Origin of the sequence: Vreelandella aquamarina, from assembly GCF_020075495.1 — a bacterium.
GTDB lineage: Bacteria > Pseudomonadota > Gammaproteobacteria > Pseudomonadales > Halomonadaceae > Vreelandella > Vreelandella aquamarina_A.
Genome location: NZ_JABYQT010000004.1, coordinates 325,537 through 347,803, shown reverse-complemented (window position 1 = coordinate 347,803; position 22,267 = coordinate 325,537). Strand labels below are relative to the sequence as shown.

Annotated in this window: 20 protein-coding genes; 3 read left to right on the top strand and 17 right to left on the bottom strand. The window is 62.8% G+C overall.

Translation table 11 applies throughout. From position 1 onward, the window contains the following. Positions 1-76 precede the first annotated feature (76 nt). From ureC to HW452_RS09055, 14 genes are all read right to left on the bottom strand, one after another. On the bottom strand, positions 77-1,789 hold the full coding sequence (ureC, locus tag HW452_RS09120) for an urease subunit alpha (RefSeq protein ID WP_224105792.1): 1,713 nt from the start codon (positions 1,787-1,789) through the stop codon (positions 77-79). Then, entirely contained in the window at positions 1,786-2,106 is a 321-nt protein-coding gene (locus tag HW452_RS09115) for an urease subunit beta (RefSeq protein WP_224105791.1), read from the bottom strand. Before HW452_RS09115 ends, ureC begins: the two co-directional genes overlap by 4 nt. Before the next feature lie 23 nt (positions 2,107-2,129). Beyond that, positions 2,130-2,432: an urease subunit gamma gene (gene ureA, locus HW452_RS09110; RefSeq protein ID WP_224105790.1), complete on the bottom strand. Its 303-nt coding sequence runs from the start codon at positions 2,430-2,432 to the stop codon at positions 2,130-2,132. Between the two features lie 22 nt (positions 2,433-2,454). Beyond that, the gene (locus HW452_RS09105) at positions 2,455-3,339 is read right to left on the bottom strand and encodes an urease accessory protein UreD (RefSeq protein WP_224105789.1); all 885 of its coding nucleotides are present in this window, start codon (positions 3,337-3,339) and stop codon (positions 2,455-2,457) included. 441 nt (positions 3,340-3,780) lie between these two features. Beyond that, positions 3,781-4,488, bottom strand: a complete 708-nt coding sequence (gene urtE, locus HW452_RS09100; protein WP_224105788.1) for an urea ABC transporter ATP-binding subunit UrtE — start codon at positions 4,486-4,488, stop codon at positions 3,781-3,783. Continuing rightward, positions 4,488-5,324: an urea ABC transporter ATP-binding protein UrtD gene (gene urtD / locus HW452_RS09095; protein ID WP_224105787.1), complete on the bottom strand. Its 837-nt coding sequence runs from the start codon at positions 5,322-5,324 to the stop codon at positions 4,488-4,490. The genes urtE and urtD overlap by 1 nt, the downstream gene beginning before the upstream one ends. Continuing rightward, entirely contained in the window at positions 5,321-6,460 is a 1,140-nt protein-coding gene (gene urtC, locus HW452_RS09090) for an urea ABC transporter permease subunit UrtC (protein WP_224105786.1), read from the bottom strand. Before urtC ends, urtD begins: the two co-directional genes overlap by 4 nt. 3 nt (positions 6,461-6,463) lie before the next feature. Beyond that, on the bottom strand, positions 6,464-8,065 hold the full coding sequence (gene urtB / locus HW452_RS09085; protein ID WP_224105785.1) for an urea ABC transporter permease subunit UrtB: 1,602 nt from the start codon (positions 8,063-8,065) through the stop codon (positions 6,464-6,466). A 75-nt stretch (positions 8,066-8,140) separates the two neighbouring features. After that, the gene (urtA, locus tag HW452_RS09080) at positions 8,141-9,418 is read right to left on the bottom strand and encodes an urea ABC transporter substrate-binding protein (RefSeq protein WP_224105864.1); all 1,278 of its coding nucleotides are present in this window, start codon (positions 9,416-9,418) and stop codon (positions 8,141-8,143) included. 385 nt (positions 9,419-9,803) lie between these two features. Beyond that, the gene (locus tag HW452_RS09075) at positions 9,804-11,291 is read right to left on the bottom strand and encodes a tripartite tricarboxylate transporter permease (RefSeq protein ID WP_224105784.1); all 1,488 of its coding nucleotides are present in this window, start codon (positions 11,289-11,291) and stop codon (positions 9,804-9,806) included. 36 nt (positions 11,292-11,327) lie between these two features. Then, a complete protein-coding gene (locus HW452_RS09070) occupies positions 11,328-11,813 on the bottom strand; it encodes a tripartite tricarboxylate transporter TctB family protein (protein ID WP_224105783.1) in 486 nt (161 codons plus the stop codon). Positions 11,814-11,908: 95 nt separating this feature from the next. Next, on the bottom strand, positions 11,909-12,907 hold the full coding sequence (locus HW452_RS09065) for a tripartite tricarboxylate transporter substrate binding protein (RefSeq protein WP_224105782.1): 999 nt from the start codon (positions 12,905-12,907) through the stop codon (positions 11,909-11,911). 174 nt (positions 12,908-13,081) lie between these two features. After that, complete coding sequence (locus HW452_RS09060; protein ID WP_224105781.1) at positions 13,082-13,813, bottom strand: response regulator; 732 nt, start codon at positions 13,811-13,813, stop codon at positions 13,082-13,084. Positions 13,814-13,847: 34 nt separating this feature from the next. Beyond that, on the bottom strand, positions 13,848-15,515 hold the full coding sequence (locus HW452_RS09055) for an ATP-binding protein (RefSeq protein WP_224105780.1): 1,668 nt from the start codon (positions 15,513-15,515) through the stop codon (positions 13,848-13,850). A gap of 130 nt (positions 15,516-15,645) precedes the next feature. Here HW452_RS09055 and HW452_RS09050 point away from each other — a divergent pair, with 130 nt between their 5' ends. Continuing rightward, positions 15,646-16,353 (top strand): DUF481 domain-containing protein, encoded by a 708-nt coding sequence (locus tag HW452_RS09050; protein WP_263433600.1) that lies wholly within the window; start codon positions 15,646-15,648, stop codon positions 16,351-16,353. A gap of 13 nt (positions 16,354-16,366) precedes the next feature. Here the strand turns inward: HW452_RS09050 and HW452_RS09045 are convergent, their stop codons facing one another. Genes HW452_RS09045 through HW452_RS09035 form a run of 3 tightly spaced genes read right to left on the bottom strand, consistent with a single transcriptional unit; the run spans position 16,367 to position 18,985 of the window. Then, positions 16,367-17,137, bottom strand: coding sequence for an ABC transporter permease (locus HW452_RS09045; protein ID WP_224105779.1), 771 nt, complete (start codon positions 17,135-17,137; stop codon positions 16,367-16,369). 12 nt (positions 17,138-17,149) lie between these two features. After that, complete coding sequence (locus HW452_RS09040; protein ID WP_224105778.1) at positions 17,150-17,932, bottom strand: ABC transporter ATP-binding protein; 783 nt, start codon at positions 17,930-17,932, stop codon at positions 17,150-17,152. Continuing rightward, the gene (locus tag HW452_RS09035) at positions 17,933-18,985 is read right to left on the bottom strand and encodes an ABC transporter substrate-binding protein (RefSeq protein ID WP_224105777.1); all 1,053 of its coding nucleotides are present in this window, start codon (positions 18,983-18,985) and stop codon (positions 17,933-17,935) included. Positions 18,986-19,324: 339 nt separating this feature from the next. On the opposite strand from HW452_RS09035, the gene HW452_RS09030 reads away from it, so the two are divergent. Both HW452_RS09030 and HW452_RS09025 read left to right on the top strand, forming a co-directional pair. Beyond that, positions 19,325-20,878, top strand: coding sequence for a BCCT family transporter (locus HW452_RS09030; protein ID WP_224105776.1), 1,554 nt, complete (start codon positions 19,325-19,327; stop codon positions 20,876-20,878). A gap of 378 nt (positions 20,879-21,256) precedes the next feature. Next, a complete protein-coding gene (locus HW452_RS09025) occupies positions 21,257-22,252 on the top strand; it encodes a TAXI family TRAP transporter solute-binding subunit (protein WP_224105775.1) in 996 nt (331 codons plus the stop codon). The last annotated feature ends 15 nt before the right edge of the window (positions 22,253-22,267 follow it).

The window sequence follows — 22,267 nt, the reverse complement described above, 5'->3', positions numbered from 1 at the left end:
AGTAGCGTACAGGGACGTATTCACAGCGCCCTCTCGTAGGTCTACCCCCGGCGCCCCCCAAGCTGAAGAGCCATTGTCAAAACAGGTGGTATCGCTGGGCCAGCGGCAGCTCCGTGGAGGGTTCGCAGGTCAGAAGCTCGCCGTCGCAGCGTACTTCATAGGTCTGCGGGTCCACGGTGAGTTCAGGGCAGGCATCGTTGTGCTTCATGTCCTTCTTGCGCACCCCGCGTACGTTCTTGCACGCCGATAGTTCGCTTTGCAGCCCCAGCCGCTCCTTGAGGCCGGCATCGATCGCCGCCTGGCTGACGAAACTCAGCCGGGTCAGGCTCGCCGCGCGGCCGAAGGCGCCGAACATGGGCCGGTAGTGCACCGGCTGCGGCGTGGGGATCGAGGCGTTGGGGTCGCCCATGGGGGCCGCGGCGATCATGCCGCCTTTCAGAATCAGCGCGGGCTTCACGCCGAAAAACGCCGGCTTCCAGAGCACCAGGTCGGCCAGCTTCCCCACTTCGACCGAGCCCACCTCGTGAGCGATGCCGTGGGTGATCGCCGGGTTGATGGTGTACTTGGCGATGTAGCGCTTGGCGCGCAGGTTGTCGGCGCCCAGGGCTTCGTCTTCCGGCAAGAGGCCACGCTGGAGCTTCATCTTGTGGGCGGTCTGCCAGGTGCGGCAGACCACCTCGCCCACCCGGCCCATGGCCTGGGAGTCCGAGGCGATCATCGAGATCACGCCCAGATCATGCAGGATATCCTCGGCGGCGATGGTCTCGCGACGGATGCGCGAGTCGGCAAAGGCGACGTCTTCCGGGATGTTCGGGTCCAGGTGGTGGCACACCATCAGCATGTCCAGGTGCTCGTCGATGGTGTTCACCGTGTAGGGGCGCGTCGGGTTGGTGGAGGACGGCAGCACGTACTCCAGCGAGCAGGCGGTGATGATATCCGGCGCGTGGCCGCCCCCGGCGCCTTCGGTGTGGTAGGTGTGGATACCGCGCTCCTTGAATGCCGCGAGCGTATCCTCGACGAAGCCCGACTCGTTGAGCGTGTCGGTGTGGATGGCGATCTGAACGTCATAGCGCTCCGCCACGCTCAGGCAGGTGTCGATGGAGGCCGGCGTCGTGCCCCAATCCTCGTGAAGCTTCAAGCCCATCGCCCCGGCGTCGAGCTGCGCTTCCAGCCCTTCCGGCAAACTGGCGTTGCCCTTGCCGAGCAGGCCGATGTTCATGGGAAGCTCGTCCACCGCCTGGAGCATCCTGCCGATATGCCAGGCGCCGGGGGTGCAGGTGGTGGCATTCGAGCCGGTGGCGGGGCCGGTTCCGCCGCCGAGCATGGTGGTCACCCCGCTCATCAGCGCCTCTTCAACCTGCTGGGGGCAGATGAAGTGAATGTGGGCGTCGATGCCGCCGGCGGTGAGAATCTTGCCTTCGCCGGCGATCACCTCGGTGCCGGGGCCGATGACGATATCCACCGCCGGCTGGGTGTCCGGGTTGCCCGCCTTGCCGATGGCGGCGATGCGCCCCGCCTGCAGCCCCACGTCCGCCTTGACGATGCCCCACCAGTCGAGAATCAGGGCGTTGGTGATCACGGTGTCCATCACCGCGGAATCGACGCGCTGGCTCTGGCCCTGGCCATCCCGGATCACCTTGCCGCCGCCGAATTTCACTTCCTCACCATAGTGGGTGGCGTCGCTTTCGACCTCGATCCAGAGCTCGGTGTCGCCCAAACGCACGCGGTCGCCCACCGTGGGGCCGTACATGTCGGCGTAGGCCTGGCGGCTGATTTTGTTGGTCGTCATTGATCGTCTCCTTCGAGCGGGCCCATCACGTCGCCGCGAAAGCCGTAGATATGGCGCTTGCCGACGAAGGGAATCAGCGTGACCTCGCGAGTCTGGCCCGGCTCGAAGCGGATCGCGGTGCCCGCGGCCACGTCCAGGCGAAAGCCGCGGGTGCGGTCGCGGTCGAACGTCAGCGCCGGGTTCGCCTCGGCAAAATGGTAGTGGGAGCCGAGCTGGATCGGCCGGTCGCCGGTGTTGGCGACCTCCACCGTGATGCGGTCACGGCCCGCGCACAGCTCGATCTCGCCCTCTTTCAACTGGTACTCGCCAGGAATCATGGCAGCCTCCACGTGGTGTAACGCTAGTTGATCGGCGTGTGAACGGTCACGAGTTTCGTGCCGTCGGGAAACGTCGCCTCGACCTGCACCTCGTCGACCATTTCCGCCACGCCCTCCATCACGTCGTCGCGCGTCAATATTTCGCGGCCAAGGCTCATCAGCTCGGCCACGCTCTTGCCGTCGCGGGCGCCCTCCATGATCTCGAAGCTGATCAGCGCCACCGCTTCCGGGTAGTTGAGCTTCAGCCCGCGCGCTTTTCGCCGCTCGGCCAGCTGCGCGGCGGAGAAAAGCAGCAGCTTGTCCTTGTCTCTCGGGGTCAATTCCATGAAGCGTCTTCCTCCAGAAGGATCAGGTTAACCAGATGCGCGGCGTATGCGCCTCGCACTCGATCAAGCGGGGCCGCAGTACCGCCCAGGCCTGCTCGCAAAGCGCCCAGGCTTCATTGCGGGAGTGGCCCAGGTAGCGCAACAGCAGCACGCCCTGGCGCGCGGTGACCGCCCAGTGCGAGGCGTTCGGCAGCGCTTCGCGCAGCGCCTCGACGGCGTCTGCCGCATTCGCAAGCCCTACGGCCCAGAGCGTGGCCTGCACCGTGGCGCCGCCCTGGCCCCAGCGGCCGGTAAAGCGCGGATGCAGCGGGTCCAGCGGCTGGCGCTCGAGCCACACGGGCCTGCCGTCCAGCGTCAGGCGAAAGTGCTGCTCGATGCGCCCGCTGGCAAACGGCAGCGCGCTTGCCGGGCGGCCCAGCGCCATGATTTCCCAGCCCAGGCATTTGGCCGTGCCATGAAGCGCCACGTGGGTACGCTGCTCGCCTTTCGAGCCGTCAAAGGCGATGGTCTCCTGGGGCAGCCACTCGAGCACTCCGCCATCTTCCACGCTGAGCTCGGTGTGCTGGGCCCAGGCCACGCCCTGGCTATCCGCCTTGTAGAGCTTGTTGGCGGCGGGCGTGGTCAGAAGCGCGTGGGCGCCGTGCTCGATGTGCGCGCTCACGGTCAGGGCGTCACCACTCACCAGGCCGCCCGGCGGATGCAGCACGTAGACATGGCAGGCGCCCGCGCGCCCTTCCGGGTAAAACGGGCGCTGCACGCGAAGCGGGCCCTGGTGGCGCGCCTGGGTTAGCCGCGTGGCGCCATCACGCCAGGCAAACCGCAGGCCCAGCGACGCCGCCCAGCGGCGCTGGTCGTCGAAGCGGTGACCGGAATCCGCGACCGGTAGTGCGCTATCGCAGTGGGTCATGGAGCTTTCGCTTTTCAGTTGACGGAGTCATTCACCGGTAAATGCAATTAATGCGCCAAAATGGTGAAAGGCATCAAATACGCATTCGATAGGCGTTGTCACTTCCCCGATGTGTCACATCCACGTTCACATGATGCACTGAAAAAGCCCAACCAGAGCCACCTATGCACCATTTGAAGGCAACAGGACGCTTGCGATGCACAGCAGATTGTTCGTGCGTCGCAGGCAGGAGCCGCTAGACAACGCCAACGCCTGCGCATTGCGCGTATATAGCAACCGATACCGCGGCCTAATTGTGCTTTTACGTGACGGCCATGCCTGAAGGAGAGCCCGGTGCTCAGCAATGGGAAGAGGGGGTAGATGGTAGCCGCCGGCGCTGTCGACTTCCCCTCACTGCATGGCATCAAGGTTCCAGGCAAGCCCCAACCGGGTGTGGATAACTCAAACCGTCAGGTGCTGCTTGATCAGTTCCTGCGATAGCTCCCCGATCTCGCCTTTGGCCACCGGGCGGCCGCGGTCCATGATCACGAAGCGGTCGGCGTACTTGCGCGCAAAGGGCAGCTTCTGTTCGACGAGCAGTACCGTCAGGCCGTCCTCCTCGATCAGCTGGCGGATCACCTGGCCGATCTGGGCCACGATGTTGGGCTGAATGCCCTCGCCGGGCTCGTCGAGGATCAGCAGTTTCGGTTCGATCACCAGCGCCCGGCCAATGGCGAGCTGTTGCTGCTGCCCGCCGGAGAGATCGCCGCCGCGGCGGTGCTTCATCTCCTCGAGCACCGGGAAGAGCTCGAAAATTCGCGCGGGGATTTTTTTCAGCCCGTCGCCGCGGGCGGCAAGCCCCGTGCGCAGGTTCTCCTCGACCGTGAGCATGGGAAAGATCTGCCGCCCCTGGGGCACGAAGCCAATGCCGAGCCGTGAGCGCGCCTCGACGGCCTTGCGGGTCAGCTCGATCCCCCCTTCCCCGCCCTGGAACACCAGCGCGCCGCTTTTCACCGCGACCTCGCCCATGATGGCCTTCATCAGCGTGGTCTTGCCCACGCCGTTTCTGCCCATCACGCAGGTGCACTGGCCCCGGGGTACGTCGAGATCGAGATCCCAGAGGGTGTGGCTTTCGCCGTAGAACTGATTGAGTTTTTCGATGGCGAGCATCAGGCGATCTCCTCGTCGTCGGCGCCCAGATAAACCTCCACGACCTTCGGGTCGTTGGACACCTGATCCATGCTGCCCTCGGCCAGCACGCTGCCCTGGTGGAGCACGGTGACCTGGCGGGCGATGGAGCGCACGAAGCCCATGTCGTGTTCGACCACCACCACCGACTGCTTGCCGGCCAGGCTCGTCAGAAGCTCGGCGGTGCGCTCCATCTCCTGCTCGGTCATCCCGGCGACGGGCTCGTCGACCAGCAAAAGCCGCGGGCGCTGCATCAGAAGCATGCCGATCTCCAGCCACTGCTTTTGACCGTGCGACAGTATCCCCGCCGGCTGAAAGCGAAGCCCGGTCAGGCCGATGGTTTCCAGCACCTCCTCGATGCGGTCCTGGATCTCGCCGGTCAGGCGCGCGGTCAGCGTGGGGAAGATGCGCTTGTCGGCCGCCATGGCGAGCTCCAGGTTCTCGAACACGCTGAGCGCCTCGAACACCGTGGGTTTCTGGAACTTGCGCCCGACGCCCAAGCTTGCGATCTCGGGCTCGGTCATCTGCAACAGGTTATGACGACTGCCGAACCAGACGCTGCCCGCGTCGGGCCGCGTCTTGCCGGTGATGATATCCATCATGGTGGTCTTGCCCGCGCCGTTGGGGCCGATGATGCAGCGAAGCTCGCCATCGTCGATGGTCAGGTTCAGCTTGTCGATCGCCTTGAAGCCGTCGAAGCTGACCGTGACGTCTTCCAGGTAGAGAATCGGGCCGTGGCGCACGTCCACTCTGGATGCCCGCGGGGTCATGAAATCGAACACCCGGTCGCGAGTCCTGATCTCCTGTAAAAGGCTCATGCGCTCGCCTCCTTCGGTTGATGATCGGCCCGCCGTGTGAACCCGGGCAAAAGCCCCGCCACGCCCCTGGGCAGCAATACGGTGACCAGCACGAACAGCCCGCCGAGGGCGAAGAGCCAGGCATCCGGCATCACGCCGGTAAACACGGTCTTGGCGTAGTTGACCAGAATCGCGCCGATCACCGCGCCATAGAGCGTGGCCCGCCCGCCAAGCGCCACCCACAAGACGATCTCGATGGAGAACAGTGGCGAGAACTCGCTCGGGTTGATGATGCCGACCTGGGGCACGTAGAGCGCGCCGGCCACGCCCGCGAGCATGGCGGACACCACGAACACGAAGAGCTGGAAGCGCTCGACCCGGTAGCCGATGAAGCGCGTGCGCGCCTCGGCGTCCCGCGTGGCCACGCACACCCGGCCAAGCTTGCTGGTCACGATCGCCCGGCAGAGGATATAGCCCAGCGCCAGCGCCACCCCGGAGGCGATGAACAGCCCCAGCCGGGTATCGCTGCTGCGCAGGTTGAAGCCGAGGATTTCACGGAAATCCGTCAGGCCGTTGTTACCGCCAAAGCCCATTTCGTTACGGAAGAACGCCAGCATCAGTGCAAAGGTCAGCGCCTGGGTGATGATCGAGAGATACACCCCGGTCACCCGGGAGCGAAACGCCAGAAAGCCGAACACCAGCGCCAGAAGCCCGGGGGCGAGCAGCACCATGGCAAACGCAAACCAGGCCATGTCGAAGCCGTGCCAGTACCAGGGCAGGCTCTCCCAGTTGAGAAACACCATGAAGTCCGGCAGCACCGGGTGGCCGTAGGTGCCGCGCTCGCCGATCTGGCGCATCAGATACATGCCCATGGCGTAGCCGCCGATGGCGAAAAACGCCCCGTGGCCGAGGCTCAGAATGCCCAGATACCCCCAGACGAGATCCACCGCCACGGCGAGCAGTGCGTAGCTCAGGTACTTGCCGAACAGGTTCACCGTGTAGGCGTTGACGTGCAGCGCGTGGCCTCGGGGCAGCGCCACGTGCAGCACGGTGACGATGACCAGCGCCGCCAGCAGCACGCCGAGGAAAATCTGCGTGGCGCGCTCATGAAACGGGCGGGCCAGCCAGAAGCGGCCCGAAGTCGAATGCAGGCTCATCGCTTAACCCTCCGCCGCGCGGCCCTTCTGCGGGAAGAGTCCCCGCGGGCGCTTTTGAATGAACAGGATGATGAACACCAGCACGATGATCTTGGCCAGCACCGCGCCCGCCCAGGGCTCGAGCACCTGGTTGATGACACCCAGCGATAGCCCCGCCACCAGCGTGCCCCAGAGATTCCCCACGCCGCCGAACACCACCACCATGAACGAATCGATGATGTAGTTCTGGCCCAGGTTCGGCCCCACGTTGGTGAGCTGGGAAAGCGCTACCCCGGCAAGCCCGGCAACGCCAGAGCCCAGCGCGAAGGTGAGGATATCCACTCGGGTGGCGCGAATGCCCATGGCGCGGGCCATGGCGCGGTTCTGGGTGACGGCGCGCACCTCCAGCCCCAGGCGCGTGCGGCGCATGACCAGCATCAGCGCCGCAAACACGAAGAGCGCAAAGCCCATCACGTAAAGCCGGTTCAAGGTCAGCGACAGCGCATCGTTGATGACCAGTGACCCGCTCATCCACTCCGGCGTGATCACCGTGCGGTTGAGCGGCGAGATCACCGTGCGTACCAGCTGCTGGAGGATCAGGCTGATGCCGAAGGTGGCCAGCAGCGTCTCCAGCGGGCGGCCCTTGAGGAACTGGATGACGCCTCGCTCGATGGCGATGCCGACAAGTGCGGCCACCAGAAAGCCTGCCGGGATGGAGAGCACGAGCGCCAGGCCCGGCTGGCCGGGCAGAAGCTGCTGCATCATCCAGGTGGTGTAGGCACCCAGCATCATCAGCTCGCCGTGGGCCATGTTGATCACGCCCATCACGCCAAAGGTGATGGCAAGGCCAATCGCTGCGAGCACCAGCACCGAGCCAAGGCTCAGCCCGAAGTAGAGCGTCTCGACGCCGCGGTTGAGCTTCAGGTTCTGCTCGACGCTGGCAAGCGCCGCACGGGCAGCGTCCGCCACCACCGGGTCGTCGCCGCTGGCCGCGCGGTTGAGCGCGACCCGGGCGCGTGGGTGAAGGCTCCCCGACAGCGCCTCGACGCCTGCCATCTCACCGTTTTCGGCCTGGTAGATCGCCAGCGCCTGGCCCAGGCGGCGGCGCACGTAGTCGTCCTCGGCCTCCTCGATCACGGGCACCAACGTCTCGGCAAGCGCCTCGTCCACCTCGCCCAGCAGCCGGTCGGCGGAGCTGCGCCGGCGCTCGACGTCGGGCGAGATGAGATCCACCACCGCGATGGCGCTTCGAAGCTGGTTGCGCAGCGCGTTGTTGATACCGATCCGGTCGAGCTCGCGGCGCGACATCTCGCCAAGCGCCTCGCCGGTCAGGGCATCTTCCACCGGCCAGTTGCGCCCGGCATTATCCAGCACCACCACGAAGCGGCCGTCGTCCGCGCGCTGCAAACGGCCGTCCAGAAGCGCCTGAAGCCACTCCCGGGCGCGTTCGTCGTCGCTTTGCACAATGGCGGTGATCGCTTCGCCCTTGTCGCGGTAGGAGTCCACGTCCAGGGTTTCGAGCAGCGCGGCGCCGGGGTCACTGCCTGGCGCGGCGGTTTGCGCCGCGGCACTCGGCAGAAAACCGGCCAGCAGACACAGCAGCGCCCAGAAAAGGAAACGCCTCATGAGGTTGTTCCTTCGAAAAGAAGTGAAGAGATAGCGTGCTCCCTTGCCACCCGGGCGGGCGGCAAGGGGGAAGGATTACTCAGCGAGCGCCGCTTCGGCTTCTTCGGCGGCGGTGCTGCCACCGCAGGAGCCGTTGACGACGTTGAAGTTGCCGCACGCCATGGGTTTGCGCCAGTCGGCAATCAGATCGCGGGAGCCCGGCAGGTAGTCGGACCAGGCGTCCCCGGCCACGGTGGAGGGCGTCTGCCAGACGATGTCGAACTGGCCGTTGTCCTGCACTTCACCGATCAGTACCGGCTTGGTGATGTGGTGGTTGGGCATCATCGCCGCATAGCCGCCGGAGAGATTCGGCACCGTCACGCCGATGATGGCCTCCTTGATGGCGTCGACGTCCGTGGTGCCCGCCTTGCGCACGGCTTCCGCCCACATGTTGAAGCCGATGTAATGCGCTTCCATCGGATCGTTAGTCACCGCCTCTTCGTCGCCGGTCCAGTCGATCCAGGCGTCGATGAAGTCGTAGTTCTCGTCGGTATCGACGCTCATGAAGTAGTTCCAGGCCGCCAGGTGGCCGACCAGCGGGCCGGTGTCGATGCCGGAAAGCTCCTGCTCACCCACGGAGAAGGCGATGACCGGAATGTCGGCGGCATCGATGCCCTGGTTGGCAAGCTCGCGGTAGAACGGAACGTTGGCGTCGCCGTTGATGGTGGAAACCACCGCGGTCGGCTTGCCCGCTTCACCGAAGCGGCGGATCTCGGAGACGATGTTCTGCCAGTCCGAGTGCCCAAACGGCGTGTAGTTGACCATGATGTCCTCGTCCGCCACGCCGTGCTCGTCCTTCAGGAAGGCTTCGAGGATACGGTTGGTGGTGCGCGGGTAGACGTAGTCGGTACCCACCAGGGCAAAACGTTCGATACCGACGTCGTTGATCAGGTACTCGACGGCGGGGATCGCCTGCTGGTTGGGCGCCGCCCCGGTGTAGAAGACGTTCTCAGAGGACTCCTCGCCCTCGTACTGCACCGGGTAGAAGAGCAGGCCGTTGAGCTCTTCGACCACCGGCAGCACCGCCTTGCGCGATACCGAGGTCCAGTTGCCGAAAATGACGTCCACCTCTTCCTGCTCGAGAAGCTCGCGCGCGCGCTCGGCAAACAGCGGCCAGTTGGAGGCCGGGTCGACCACCACGGCTTCAAGGTCCCGCCCCAGCAGACCGCCCGCCTCGTTCTGCTGCTCGATGAGCATCTCGACGGTGTCCTTCAGGGTCGATTCACTGATCGCCATGGTGCCGGAGAGCGAGTGCAAGATACCGACCTTGATCGGGTCGTTCTCCTGGGCCACGGCGTGGGCGCCTGAGCCCATCAGGGCGGCGGCCACGGCGGTGGACACGAGACGAGAGGACAGAACTGTGCGCGTTGACTTGGCCACGTGGATCTCCTTGCGCCCTTCGAGAGGGCTCGTTGTTTGAGTGGCGAGCCCTATCCAGAAAGCTCGCGAGGTATCGTTCTTGACGATCACCCAACAAGAAGTGCAAAGCGTGCGCCAACATGAATCGAATTCTATAAAACCTCTTTTTCTTAATGACTTGCAGAAACCAAACAACGCTTCGGCCCACGGTTACGCACCAGCAGGGCGCAGCCTTCACCAACACCTTCACGCTCGCCGCGCACCAAAACGAGCGCCTGCACCACAAGCGCCCGCGCAAAAAAAAGCGCCCGAAACGGGCGCTGAAAAAGGGGTAAGTGGTTTACGCCGCGCGCTGGCGACGCTTTTTCAAGAGCGGCAGCCCCAGGGAGAGTACCGCCAGTGCCAGCAGCGCCAGCGAAATCGGCTTGTCGATGAAGATCGACCAGTCACCGCCGGAGATCTGCAGCGCCCGACGCATGGACTCCTCCATGATGTTGCCGAGAATCAGCGCGAGAATCAGCGGTGCCGCCGGGAAGCCGAACAGGCGCATGCCAAGGCCCAGAAGGCCGAAACCGAGCAGCAGTAGCAGATCGAACACGCTGAAGCTCATGCCGTAGACGCCGATCATGCAGAAGATCAGGATCAACGAGAGCAAAAGCGGCTTGGGCAGATCCAGAATCTTGGCGATCAACGGGATCAGCGGCAGGTTCAGCACCAGCAGGAAGATATTACCGATGTACATGCTCGCCACCACGCCCCAGAACACGTCCGGGCGCTGCTCGAGCATCATCGGCCCGGGGGTCACGCCCATGACCAGCAGCGCGCCGAGCAGCACCGCCGTGGTACCGGAGCCGGGCACGCCGAGGGTCAGAAGCGGAACAAACGAGCCGGTGCAGGCCGCGTTGTTGGCGGCTTCCGGGGCGGCCACGCCCTTGATGTTGCCCTTGCCGAAGGTGTCGCCATCCTTCGCGATGCGTTTTTCCATGCTGTAGCCCAGAAACGAGCCGATGGTGGCGCCGGCGCCCGGCAGCACGCCGGTGAAAAAGCCCAGCACCGAGCTTCGGCTGACCGGGCCGGCGATCTGGCCCACTTCAGAACGGGACAGCTTGAGCGAGCCGATGGCGTTGCGTGGTGCTTCCTTGCCACCACCACCGCGCAGCAGCATGTAGAACACCTCGGCCAGCGCGAAGATGCCCAGCGCTACCACCAGAAAGTCGATACCGTCGAGCAACTGCGCCGAGCCGAAGGTGTAGCGTTCGGTGCCGGTCTGCATGTCGATGCCCACGATCGAGATCATCACCCCGACGACAGCCGCAATCAGGCCTTTCACCAGGGATTTATCCGACAGTGAAACGACGGCAGTCAACCCCAGGACCATCAGCGCGAAGTACTCTGCCGGGCCAAAGCTTACCGCCACCTTGGAAAGCAGCGGCGCTACCAGCATCAAAAACACGATGGATACCGTGCCGCCCACGAAGGAGGAGTAGGCGGCAATCGCCAGCGCCTTGCCCGCCAGGCCTTTTTTCGCCATGGGGTAGCCATCAAACGAGGTGGCCACCGTACCCGCGACACCCGGCGCGTTCAGAAGAATCGACGAGGTGGAGCCGCCGAAGATGGCGCCATAGTAGACCCCGGCCATCAGAATCAGGCCCGAGGAGGGCTCCATGGCAAAAGTGATCGGGATCATCAGCGCCAGTGCGCTGATCGGCCCAAGGCCCGGCAGCATGCCGATGATGGTGCCGGCAAATACACCGGCAAAGACATAGGCGATATTGATCGGCTCGAGCGCGATGCCAAAGCCGTACATCAGATTGTTCAAGGCATCCATGAAATCTACCCTTTTGAAGACCTGCTCGAAATCACGTTAGAAGGGCAGAACGCCCGTCGGCAGATAGACATCCATGACGCGGGTCATGGTGAGATAAAGCGCCAACACCACGCCAAGTGACGTCAGCAGGTTCACGCCGTGGCGGCGGTAGCCGTAGTAGGCAGTCAGCCCCACGCACAGGATCGTAGATGCCAGCACGAACCCGAGCGGCACCAGCAAGAAGGCGTAGGCGGCAATGGCCAGCGCCGTGACGATGACCCGCGCCCAGGGCGTCAGCCACAGGGGCCCACGAACGGTAGGGTCGTTTTCAATTTCATCGGCCCCGGCAATCGCGCCCGGCTTTTCAAAGAACAGCAGGCAGGAGAGCAGCAGAAGGGTCGCCCCCAGCACCTTGGGAAACAGGTCGGAGTCGACCGGACGCGGCAGCGGAAACGTGGGCACCTGCCACGCCATGGCCAGATAAGCCGCAGCGAACAGCCCCAGCACCATCGCCAGCCACTGGTTGGTATTCAATTTCGTCATTGGGGTTCTCCGTGAGCACGCGGGACCGTCGCGGACAGGCGTACCCGGCAGCCCACAGGGCCACCGGGTACGTACAGCATGGTTCTATAAGGTGATTATTGGCGCAGCAGGCCCAAATCGCTCAGCACGCTGCTGAACTGCTCCTGCTGCTCGTCCAGAAACACACCGAACTCTTCGCTGTTCTGATAGGCATCGATCCAGCCCAGCTGGTCACGCGCCTGCTGCCAGCCGTCGGTGTCGAGCATTTCAGCGAACAGGTCTTCGTAGTAGGTGACCGCCTCGGCAGGCATGTCCGGCGCGCCCATCACGCCACGCCAGATATCGAAGGTGTAATCCACCCCCTGCTCCTGGTAGGTCGGCACATCGGCAAGCCCGCCGCTCAGACGCTCAGGGGCGGAAACGCCCAGCGCACGAATCTGGCTGCCTTCACCCAGCTGGCCGACCGCTTCGCCGGCGCCGGTGATCACCGCTTCGATATGTCCGCCCATCAGGTTGGTCATGGCATCGCCACCACCGGAGAACGGGATGTAGTTGACGCTCGAGGCATCAAGGCCCGCCGCCGATGCAAGGCCAGCAATGGAGATATGGTCCATGGAGCCTGGGGCGCTGCCGCCACCGATGCTCAGACGGGGGTTCTCCTTGAGCGCATCGAACAGGTCATTGATGGTCTCGTACTCAGAGTCGGCGGAGACCAGCACGATGGAGTAGTCGGTAATCAGGCGTGCTACCGGGGTGAAATCGGTGTGGTCATAGCGCGAAGCGCCGGCCAGCGGCACCAGGATCAGCGGCGGGCTGGTGGCGAACAGCTTGTGCGGGTTGCCGCTGTCACGGGCGATCTGTGCCCAGGCGACCGCTCCACCGCCACCGGGGACGTTGATGGCGGCAAAGTTCTTGTCCGCCAGGCCTTCTTGCTGAATGACGCGCGAGACGGTGCGCACCAGGGTATCCCAGCCACCGCCCGGGTTGGCCGGCGCGACGAATTCGATCGACTTGCTCGGCGTCCACTCCTGGGCGTGAGCGGTCGTGGTCATTGCCGTCAGAGCGGCCATCGGCAGGGCAAGCACGGCTAGGCGCTTCAAGGAAAGCGAGGTCATTGGCGTTCTCCACATTTGAATGTTGTTGTGTGGCCCACTGTTATTTTGTCGTGGTTACGCCGCGAACGTTAGAAGACCCCTGCCCTGAACGACAAGCTTCTGGCCATAAAAGGCAAAAGATTCTTTATGGTCATTGTGTTCATTTTGTTCACGCTCCAAGCAGCTGCGCGTGCGTCAGGGAGCATCCAGCCAGACCTGGGCGGTATCGAGCACCTGGTAGCGCCGCTCGGGGCGGCCTACATCGCCATAGCCAAGCGCTGCGCTGACGTCCTTTTCGGCCACCAGAAACTCCAGGTAGCGCCGGGCCGTCGAGCGGCTGGCGCCCATGCTGCGGGCCACCTGCATGGCAGTCAGCGGTGTGCCTTCGGCGGCCAGTGCCTCGATGACCCGGTGCAGGGTAAGTCGGTCGATTCCCTTGGGCAGGGTACGCGCCGCCGGGCGCGGCGTCTCGCCAGGCTGCAGGCGGGTAAACACGTGATCCAGCTCGTCCTGACTCAATTCGTTGCGCCCGGCAAGCACCTCACGCTCACGCCGAAAACGTGCCAGCATCTGGCCCATGCGGGCAGCCTCAATGGGCTTGATCAGGTAGTCGAACACGCCGCCGCGCAGTGCCTCGGAAATCGTCTCCACCTCGCGGGCAGCTGTCACCATGACGATATCCACGTGGGTATGGTCGCGCCGGATCGCCCATAAAAGCTCCAGGCCTTCCACGTCGGGCAGGTAGGCATCCAGCAATACCAGGTGGATGCTGGCCGCGCGTTCGGCCATCAGCGCCCTGGCTTCGCTGCCGTTGCGGGCAACGCCTGCGATATAAAAGCCTTCGCTCTGCTCGATGAACGCCTTGTGAATATCGGCAATGCGGAAATCGTCTTCAACGACCAAAATGCCGTATTGCGCTTTAGACATCACGTTTTCCTCGCAGTCGGGGTCGTTTGAACGATCAGGGTACCGCACACAGGGAGCGGTCGAGCACGGCGATAAAACATGCCCCGCCCAGCTCGCTCTCCTCGAGTGTCACGGCCCCACCATGCTGGCGGCACAGGCGCGCCACCAGCGACAGCCCAATGCCGCAGTGCTTGCCGGCCTTGGTCGAAAAGCCTTCCTGGAAGATCGACTCGGCATGCGCCTCCGGCACGCCGGGGCCGTTGTCTTCCACCTCGATCAGCAGCTGCTCGCCCAGGTCGGTCAGAAACAGCCGTACCTTGGGGGAGTCCCCGTTCGGCCCGTTGAGCGCCGCGTGGCAGGCATTATCCAGCAGGTTGCCCACGACGCTCATCATTACCTCCTGGCCGGTCGCCGTGAGCGGGCAGGCAAGCGAGCTCTGCTCGTCGATCTCCATGGCCACGCCCAGCTCGCGTGCGCGGGTCAGTTTACCCAGTAACGTACCGCTGAGCACGGTATCGGCCACATGGCGCATCAAAAAGCTCATCTGCTTTTGTGCGCGTTCGGTTTCGTGATGAATCAGGGCCAGCGCCTCCTCCACGCGCTTGAGCTGCAGCAGGCCGGAAATCGTGTACAGTTTGTTGGAGAATTCATGGGCCTGGGCGCGCAGCATGTCCACGTCGCGGCTGGCCTGGGTCAGCGCCTGGGACAGATCGATGATCTCCCGTCGGCTGCGAAACGTGGCGACGGCCCCTTCGATCTCACCGTCGTGCAGAATCGGCACCCGGTTGACCACCGTCGGGTGATCGCCCAGCCACATCTGCTGGTCGAACTCCTGCTCGCCGTGGCGGAGCACTTCCAGCAGGCGCGTGTTGGGCACCACCTCTTGAATCGGCTGGCCCAGGAGCACGTGTTCATCGGGCAGGTCGAGAAAGCGCCGGGCCTGCTGATTCACCAGCGTAATATGGCCATCGCGGTTGACCGCCAGGATACCTTCGTGAATGGACTGCAGGATGGCTTCCTTTTCCATGGCCAGACGAGCAATCTCGTAGGGCTCGAGCCCCAGAATCACGCGCTTCAAGTGCTGAGAAAGCCAGTATGCGCCGGCAAAGCCCAGCACGATCATCAGCGCCACCAGCGCCCAGCCAAGGTTGGTATAGCGCGCCACATCCATCGCCACCCGGTCCATCATGAAGCCGACGGACACAAGCCCGATGATATTGCCCTCTTCATCCCAGATGGGCGTCTTTCCGCGCATGGCCGTGCCCAGCGTGCCGGTCGCTTCCGACACGTAGGATTGCCCATAAATCAGTGCCTGGTCGTTATCGCCGCCCACCATCATCTCGCCCAGGCGTTCGGGCACCGGGTGCGAGTAGCGAATCGATTGCGCATTGCCCACCACCACGTAGCGCGCACCGGTTTCCTGGCGCACCCGCTCGGCCAGCGGCTGAATGATCATCGTGGGGTCCGGGGCGTCAAAGGCGTTGATGATCTGCGGCATGCCGGCCACGGTCTTTGCCACGGCAAGCGCGCGTTCGCCCATCTGGTGGCTGATGATATCCGCCTTGCGATGATTGAGATATGTGCCCTGAGCCAGTAGCATGCCCGCCAGCAAAAGCCCCACCAGCAACATGACCTGTAGACGAAAGCTTCGCCGGTACCAACGGCGCTTGGCGCGGGTACGGCGAAAGCGTTGCAGTTCAGCGAGGGGACGAGGGTTGGTCATGGCGGAACTCTAGGTGCGCGACAGCGTCATTATGACATGCGCAGCAAAGCGGCGTAATTGCCGACTTTTGTGTCATTAACGGAGGCGTTGAGTGCTCACAGGATCAAGAACTGTCGTTTTTACGGGGATATTGCTGTCATCAGGCGCCACCCTTGCCAACCCCTTTTACGCGCCCCCTCCGCCTACCGACGACGCGCCAATTTTCAGCGGTAGCGCCGAGCTTGGCTTTACCCACCTTTCCGGCAATACCAACAGCCAGACGCTGATTGGCAAGACCCGGTTGACCTGGCTGACCGGCGACTTTACCCATTCACTGCGCGGCGACGTGCGTAACGTCAGCAAGGATGGCGAAACCAGTGCCGAACAGTACCTGATCGCCGGCCGTGAGCGGTTCGATTTCAGCGGCCCGCACTACCTGTTCGGCTTTGCCCGTTGGGAAAAGGACCGCTTTGCCGGCTACGACCAGCAGCTCTCGGCCATCGGCGGCTACGGCCGCCAGTTGCTCGATAGCCCGCGGCATTCGCTCTCGCTGGAGGCAGGCCCGGGCTATCGCAATGACCGGTTGCGTGAAGACGACAACGAGCAACTGGCCGTGACCTACACTGCCCTGGCCTATCGCTGGGGGTTTTCCGACTACGCCGATATCGAACAGGAGATGTCGGTGGAGTACACCAGCGAGAACACCACCGGCCGATCGCTCACCGCCCTGACCGCCCGGCTCAACTCCCGCATGTCGCTGCGTCTGTCCCACGAGATCAAGCACAACTCGCAACCGCCGGATGACGCCAGCGAGCGTACGGATAACACCACCAGCGCCTCACTGCTTTATCACTGGTAGGTGCTCAAAAGCATTAACACGGCTGGCCGCGGTGGGCCCAGGCAGTCATGCGCTTTTCCAGCAGGGCAAACAGTTCATACATCACCATGGCCATGGCGCTGATGACGATCAGCCCGGCGAATACCAGTCCCATGCGCATCTGCGAGCCCGCGCTCATCATCAGATAGCCGATTCCCTGATTGGACGCCACGGTTTCCGACACTACCGTACCGACAAATGCCAGGGTAATCGCTACCTTCAGCGAGGCGAAAAAGTACGGCAGCGAACGTGGCAGGCCCACTTTCAAGAGCACATCCATACGGCGTGCGCCCAGCACCCGCAGCACGTCCTCCATTTCCGGCTCAAGGGTGGCAAGGCCCGTGGCCACATTGACCACGATAGGGAAAAAGCAGATCAGAAACGCAGTCAGGATGGCGGGAATCGAGCCGATACCAAACCACACCACCAGAATCGGCACGAAGGCCACCTTGGGAATGGCGTTGAAACCGACCAGCAGCGGATAGCAGGCGTTGTACAGAAAACGCGAGGAGCCAATGATAAAGCCCAGCACCAGCCCCACGGCGACGCCAATGCCAAAGCCGATCAGCGTGGTCCAGAGTGTCTGCCAGGAGTGCGCCGCGATGGGGCCGGAATAGGTGAGCAGCGCCTGGGCGGTTTCAAGCGCGCTTGGAAAGATGAAGCTGGGTACGTCAAACAGTCGAACGAGCATCTCCCACACGGCCACCAGCACCGCCACCGCGGCCCAAGGTGCCAGACGCTCGACGCGCTTTCTCGATGGATTCATCAAGGCCCCCTTTCAATGGCTGCGCACGTCACCGATCTGGGCGCGCAGTGACTGCACCAGATCGATGAAGGGCTTTTCATAGGTCATTTCGAGCGGGCGCGGGCGCGCAAGCGAAATGGCGCGTCTTTCGATCACTCTGCCCGGGCGGCGACTCATCACATAGACCGTATCGGCCAGAAAGGCCGCCTCGCGCAGATCGTGGGTCACCAGCACGACGGTAAAGCGCTGGGCTTCCCAAAGATCGCGCAGCACGCACCAGAGTTCTTCACGGGTGAACGCGTCCAGGGCGCCAAAGGGCTCGTCGAGCATCAGAAGCCGAGGCTGATGGATCAGCGCCCGGCAGATGGAGGCACGCTGCTGCATGCCGCCGGAAAGCTGCCAGGGGTATTTATCCTCATGCTCGGCCAGCCCCACGGTGCGTAGAAGCTTGCGCGCCCAGCCGACGAACTCGTCGCGCCGTTTGCGAAACTGGTGACGGTAGGGCTTGACGATTTCCAGCGGCAGCAGCACGTTATCAAGCGTCGTGCGCCAGGGCAGCAGGTTGGCGTTTTGAAAAGCCATGCCGGAAATCTTCAGCGGCCCGGTAACCGGGCTGCCATCTACCTGCATGTGCCCCCGAGTCGGGGCATGCAGGCCGGTACAGAGTTTCATGAAGGTGGATTTCCCACATCCGGAAGGCCCTACGAAGGCCACAAACTCACCTTCGTGAATACTCAGATTGATATGCTCGATGGCATTGCCCGACCCGTCGTAGGCCAGGCTTACATCCTCAAAAGCGACAAAGGCTGACGACATCTATGGCGTCTCCAGCAGCATGCGCTCGTCAGCCGGCGGCAAGTAGCGTGAGGTAAACACGCGATCCGGTGACGGCATGGAAGGCAAATCATAGGCGTCGGCGACCAGTTGAATGGCCTCCAGCAGGCGCTGTTCATCTACTTCGCCTACGCCATTTTCACGGGCGTCAGGGGTATCCACTGCGCTTTGCAGCGCAAGCTCCAGGCGTCGAGTCTCCATGGCCGTATCGATCAGGCCGTCCCGGTTCTTGACATACGCCACGGCCGCCGCCGGATCCTGGAGCGTTTCTTCGAGCGCACGATTGAATGCCCGAAGAAACCCCTGCACGGCTTCCGAATTCTCTTCGGCGAAGGATTCACTGACGATAATGGCATTGCCGTAAAGTGGCACACCGTACTCGGGGAACGGCATGATGGTAAGCGCGTCTTCACCGATGCCGCGCTCTTCAAGGTTGAGAAGGCTGGTGAAGTAGAAACCGGTAATGGCATCCACGTCGCCTCGGACAAGCAACGTTTCGCGCAACGCAGGATCGACGTTCTGCCATTCGACGGCATCCGTTGTTAGATCATTGGCGGCGGCAAAGATGTCCCAGGCCCGGTAGCCGGTATCAAAGGCAGGCGCCGCAATGCGCTTGCCTACCAGATCCGAGGGCGACTCGATACCACTCTCCTTGAGGGCAAACACCGTGGTCGGTGTGCCGTCATAAACGACATATACTCCCTGAATGCCCGGCCCGTCGGGATTCTCCGCCAGAAACTCGATCAGTGCATTCAGGTCCCCAAAGCCCATTTCATAAGCCCCCGAGGCCACGCGGTTGATAGCCCCGGCCGACCCGCTGCCCGAGTCGATCTCAACATCGAGCCCTTCTTGCTCGAAATAGCCTTTCTGCTCTGCCATCAAAAAAGGCGCTGCCGGCCCTTCAAACCGCCAGTCCAGCTGAAAACGGACAGGCGTTGGCGCAGCGCTGGCGCTACCTGAGAGCAGCAGTGAGGCGAGTGCGCCAGCCATCAGCCGGTGACAGGTCGTTTGCGAATCGAGTATCGATGTCATCATCAAGAGCCTTGTATACAAAACGTTGCAAGGCTGCTTGCAGCAATGCGGCCAGTCTTTTGTTCATGTATTTTTTTCAACCGCTTAATAGACATAGCAAGGCTAGCCCTCGCCACCCAGGCACGCTATTGGTGCAGAAGGAGGGTTGCAGGCACCACGAGCAAACACGTTAGACTTTGGTCTATAGCCGCGATATACTGGCTACAGTTTCCTGTCCTCGCGCCATTCAATGAATGGCGCTTTTTTTTAGCTGTATACCGCGCCTTTCGGCGGTATCACGCTTCTTGATGCCCTTCTTGCAGGCTTGGGCGCCGCTCCTCTCGCCACCCAAAAGGTATTTTGATGACTCAATCGGCCCCTGATGCCGACCGCCAGACGCGCTCTTCGCTTGGCGATCCCATCGTACTCACGCTAAGCATTGGCTTCATCGTGCTTTTTCTCGCGCTCTCCCTTTACGACCTGGACCTTGTCGCCGACTCGATCAGTCGGGGCTTTGCCTGGAGCGCGCTGACCTTCGGTACCTACTTCCAGTTTCTGATGCTGTTGACGTTCTTCATCGCCATCGGGCTTGCGCTGACCCCGGCGGGCAACGCCAAGATCGGCAACCTGGAGGCACCGGAGCTGAGTACCTTCAAGTGGCTTTCGATCATCCTGTGTACGCTGCTGGGCGGTGGAGGCGTCTTCTTCGCCGCCGGCGAGCCGATCTATCACTTCGTGAACGTGCCGCCAGCCTTCGATACCGAACCAGGGGTTCCCGCCGCGGTGCCCGGGGCGCTGGCGCAGTCGTTCACCCACTGGGGGTTCGTCGGCTGGGCGATTCTTGGCTCGCTCACCGCGATCGTGCTGGCCCACGCCCACTACGTGAAAGGCCAGCCCCTGCAGCCGCGCACCCTGCTCTACCCGATCTTCGGCGAGCGCTTGATGCGTGGCCCGCTGGGTGGCGTCGTGGATACCTGCTGCATACTGGCGGTGGTGGCGGGCACCGTCGGGCCGGTCGGTTTTCTGGCCACCCAGGTCAGCCATGGCCTAGAGGTACTGTTCGGGCTGCCCAACACGTTCGTGACACGGCTTGCGGTGCTGGTGGCGCTGGGTCTTGTCTATGTGCTTTCCGCGGTCAGCGGCGTGCACAAGGGCATGCAGCTCTTGAGCCGCTTCAACGTCATGCTGGCGCTGGGCATCGGCGCGGTCATCTTTCTGTTCGGGCCAACGCTGTTTCTGTTCAACAGCTACGTTGCCGGCATGGGCACGTACATGGGCGACTTCTTCAAGATGGTCACCATGACGGCGGAAACCGCGCCGGCGGAGTGGCTGCAGTGGTGGATCGTGTTCTTCTACGCCTGGTTCATCGCCTTTGCGCCCTTGATGGCGATCTTCGTGGCGCGCATTTCCCGCGGGCGCACCATTCGCGAGATGATTCTGGCCGTGGCGGTCATCGCGCCTATCGCCACCACGGTCTGGTTCACGCTGCTCGGTGGCTCAGGCATCTATTACCAGTTGAACGGCGTGATCGACCTGACCGAGGCACTCACGAACTTCCAGTTCGACATTGCCACCCTCAGTCTGGCCCAGGCATTGCCCGGCGGCACCTGGATGGCGCTGGCGATTTTGCTGCTGACCACCATCTTCGTGGCCACCACCGGCGACTCCATGAGCTACTCCATCGCCATGGTCGGTGCTGGCCACGACAAGCCCAGCCCGTTTCTACGCGCCTTCTGGGGCGTAATCATGACGATCATGGCCGCGGTGCTTCTGGCCATGCGCGAAGGCCAGATCGCCGCCCTCCAGCAATTCATCGTGATCACCGCCGTGCCGGTCTCGCTGATTCTGCTGCCCTCGCTCTGGAACGGCCCCCAGGCAGCGTATGCGATGGCGCGTGAGCAGGGCATCATCAAGTAGGTATCAGGCCCGTTCAACGCCCAGAATATTGCATGGCCTCAGTGAGGCCATGCATTCCCTCGCTGAATATGATCGCTTCAGCCTGCCCCCTTCTCTCTGAAGGCCAGCACACGCCTAACCGTATTATCACAAGGTGCGTGAAGCCCTGGTATTGTCCAAGACAGCCTTTTTTAGCCAAACGATCATCCGTTCCCACTTCAACCATGAGAAAATGGAATGCATACGCAACTTAATTTCTTTTGTCTGTGATGCTGCGTATGTGAACAATAGCCCGTCCATTTTCCGCTCGTGTCTGGCCGCTTTTCCCCTGAAGCTCAGGCCTTGCACCACCGTGGGCGGCACTGAATCATTCCAAATAATCTAATAGCAGGAGTTAATATGAAGCCTTCCCTGTCCAAGGTCTTCTGTGGCTTGAGTGCCGGTCTTCTACTTGCTGGATGCGGTAGCGACAGCAAGCCCAATATCGCGATCGGCCCGCCCGCCAGTACCACCCAGGGCGTCTCCCAGCTCCTGTTCGACGCCTATGGCATCGGCAGCGACAAGTACAACACCTACCAGGAAGGCTTTGGCGCGGCGCTCGACGGGGTACAGGATGGCAACATCGATATCTCGATCGGCATTCTGGGGCTGCCGTCAGGCAGTATCGAGAACCTGCAGGCCTCCAGTGGCGATGTTCGCCTGCTGGGCCTGAGCGACGAGGCGATCGACTATATCGAAGCCAACAGTGCCTACCGGCGCTTCACGATCCCGGCTGGAAGCTACGCCTTCCAAGACGAGGACGTCGAAACCATCACGGCCTATGCCGTTCTGGTGGGCAATACCACTACCATCGACGAAGAACTCGGCTACGAGCTTGCACGCCTGATGCACGAACACGCCGAAGAGAACACCCACGCCCAGTCCGCCTTCATCACGCTGGAAAATGCGCTGAACGGCGCCGAAGGCCTGCCCATCCACCCGGGTGCCAAGCGTTACTACGAAGAGCAGGGTCTTACCGTCGACAACCCGGTGGCCGAGCTTGGCGATGTCGAACCCAAGCGTGAGTATGTTCTGGGCACCGGTAGCCAGGGCGGTACCTACTACCCGCTGGGCGGTGAAATGGCCACTATCTGGAACCGCTATCTGGACGGCCAGAACTTTACCAACATCGAAACCGGCGCTTCGATCGAGAACCTGGTCAGCATCCGCGACAACCGCATGGATCTGGGCATGACGGTTCACGCGCCCGCTCAGGATGCTATCGAAGGCCGTGGCGAGTTCGATGGCGGTGCGATCGACAACGTTGCCTTTATCGGTCACATCTACCCCGAAGTCATCCAGGTGGTCACCCGCGAGCGTTCCAACATCGAAAGCTTGAGCGACCTTGCCGACTGATTCTTTCTGACCGCC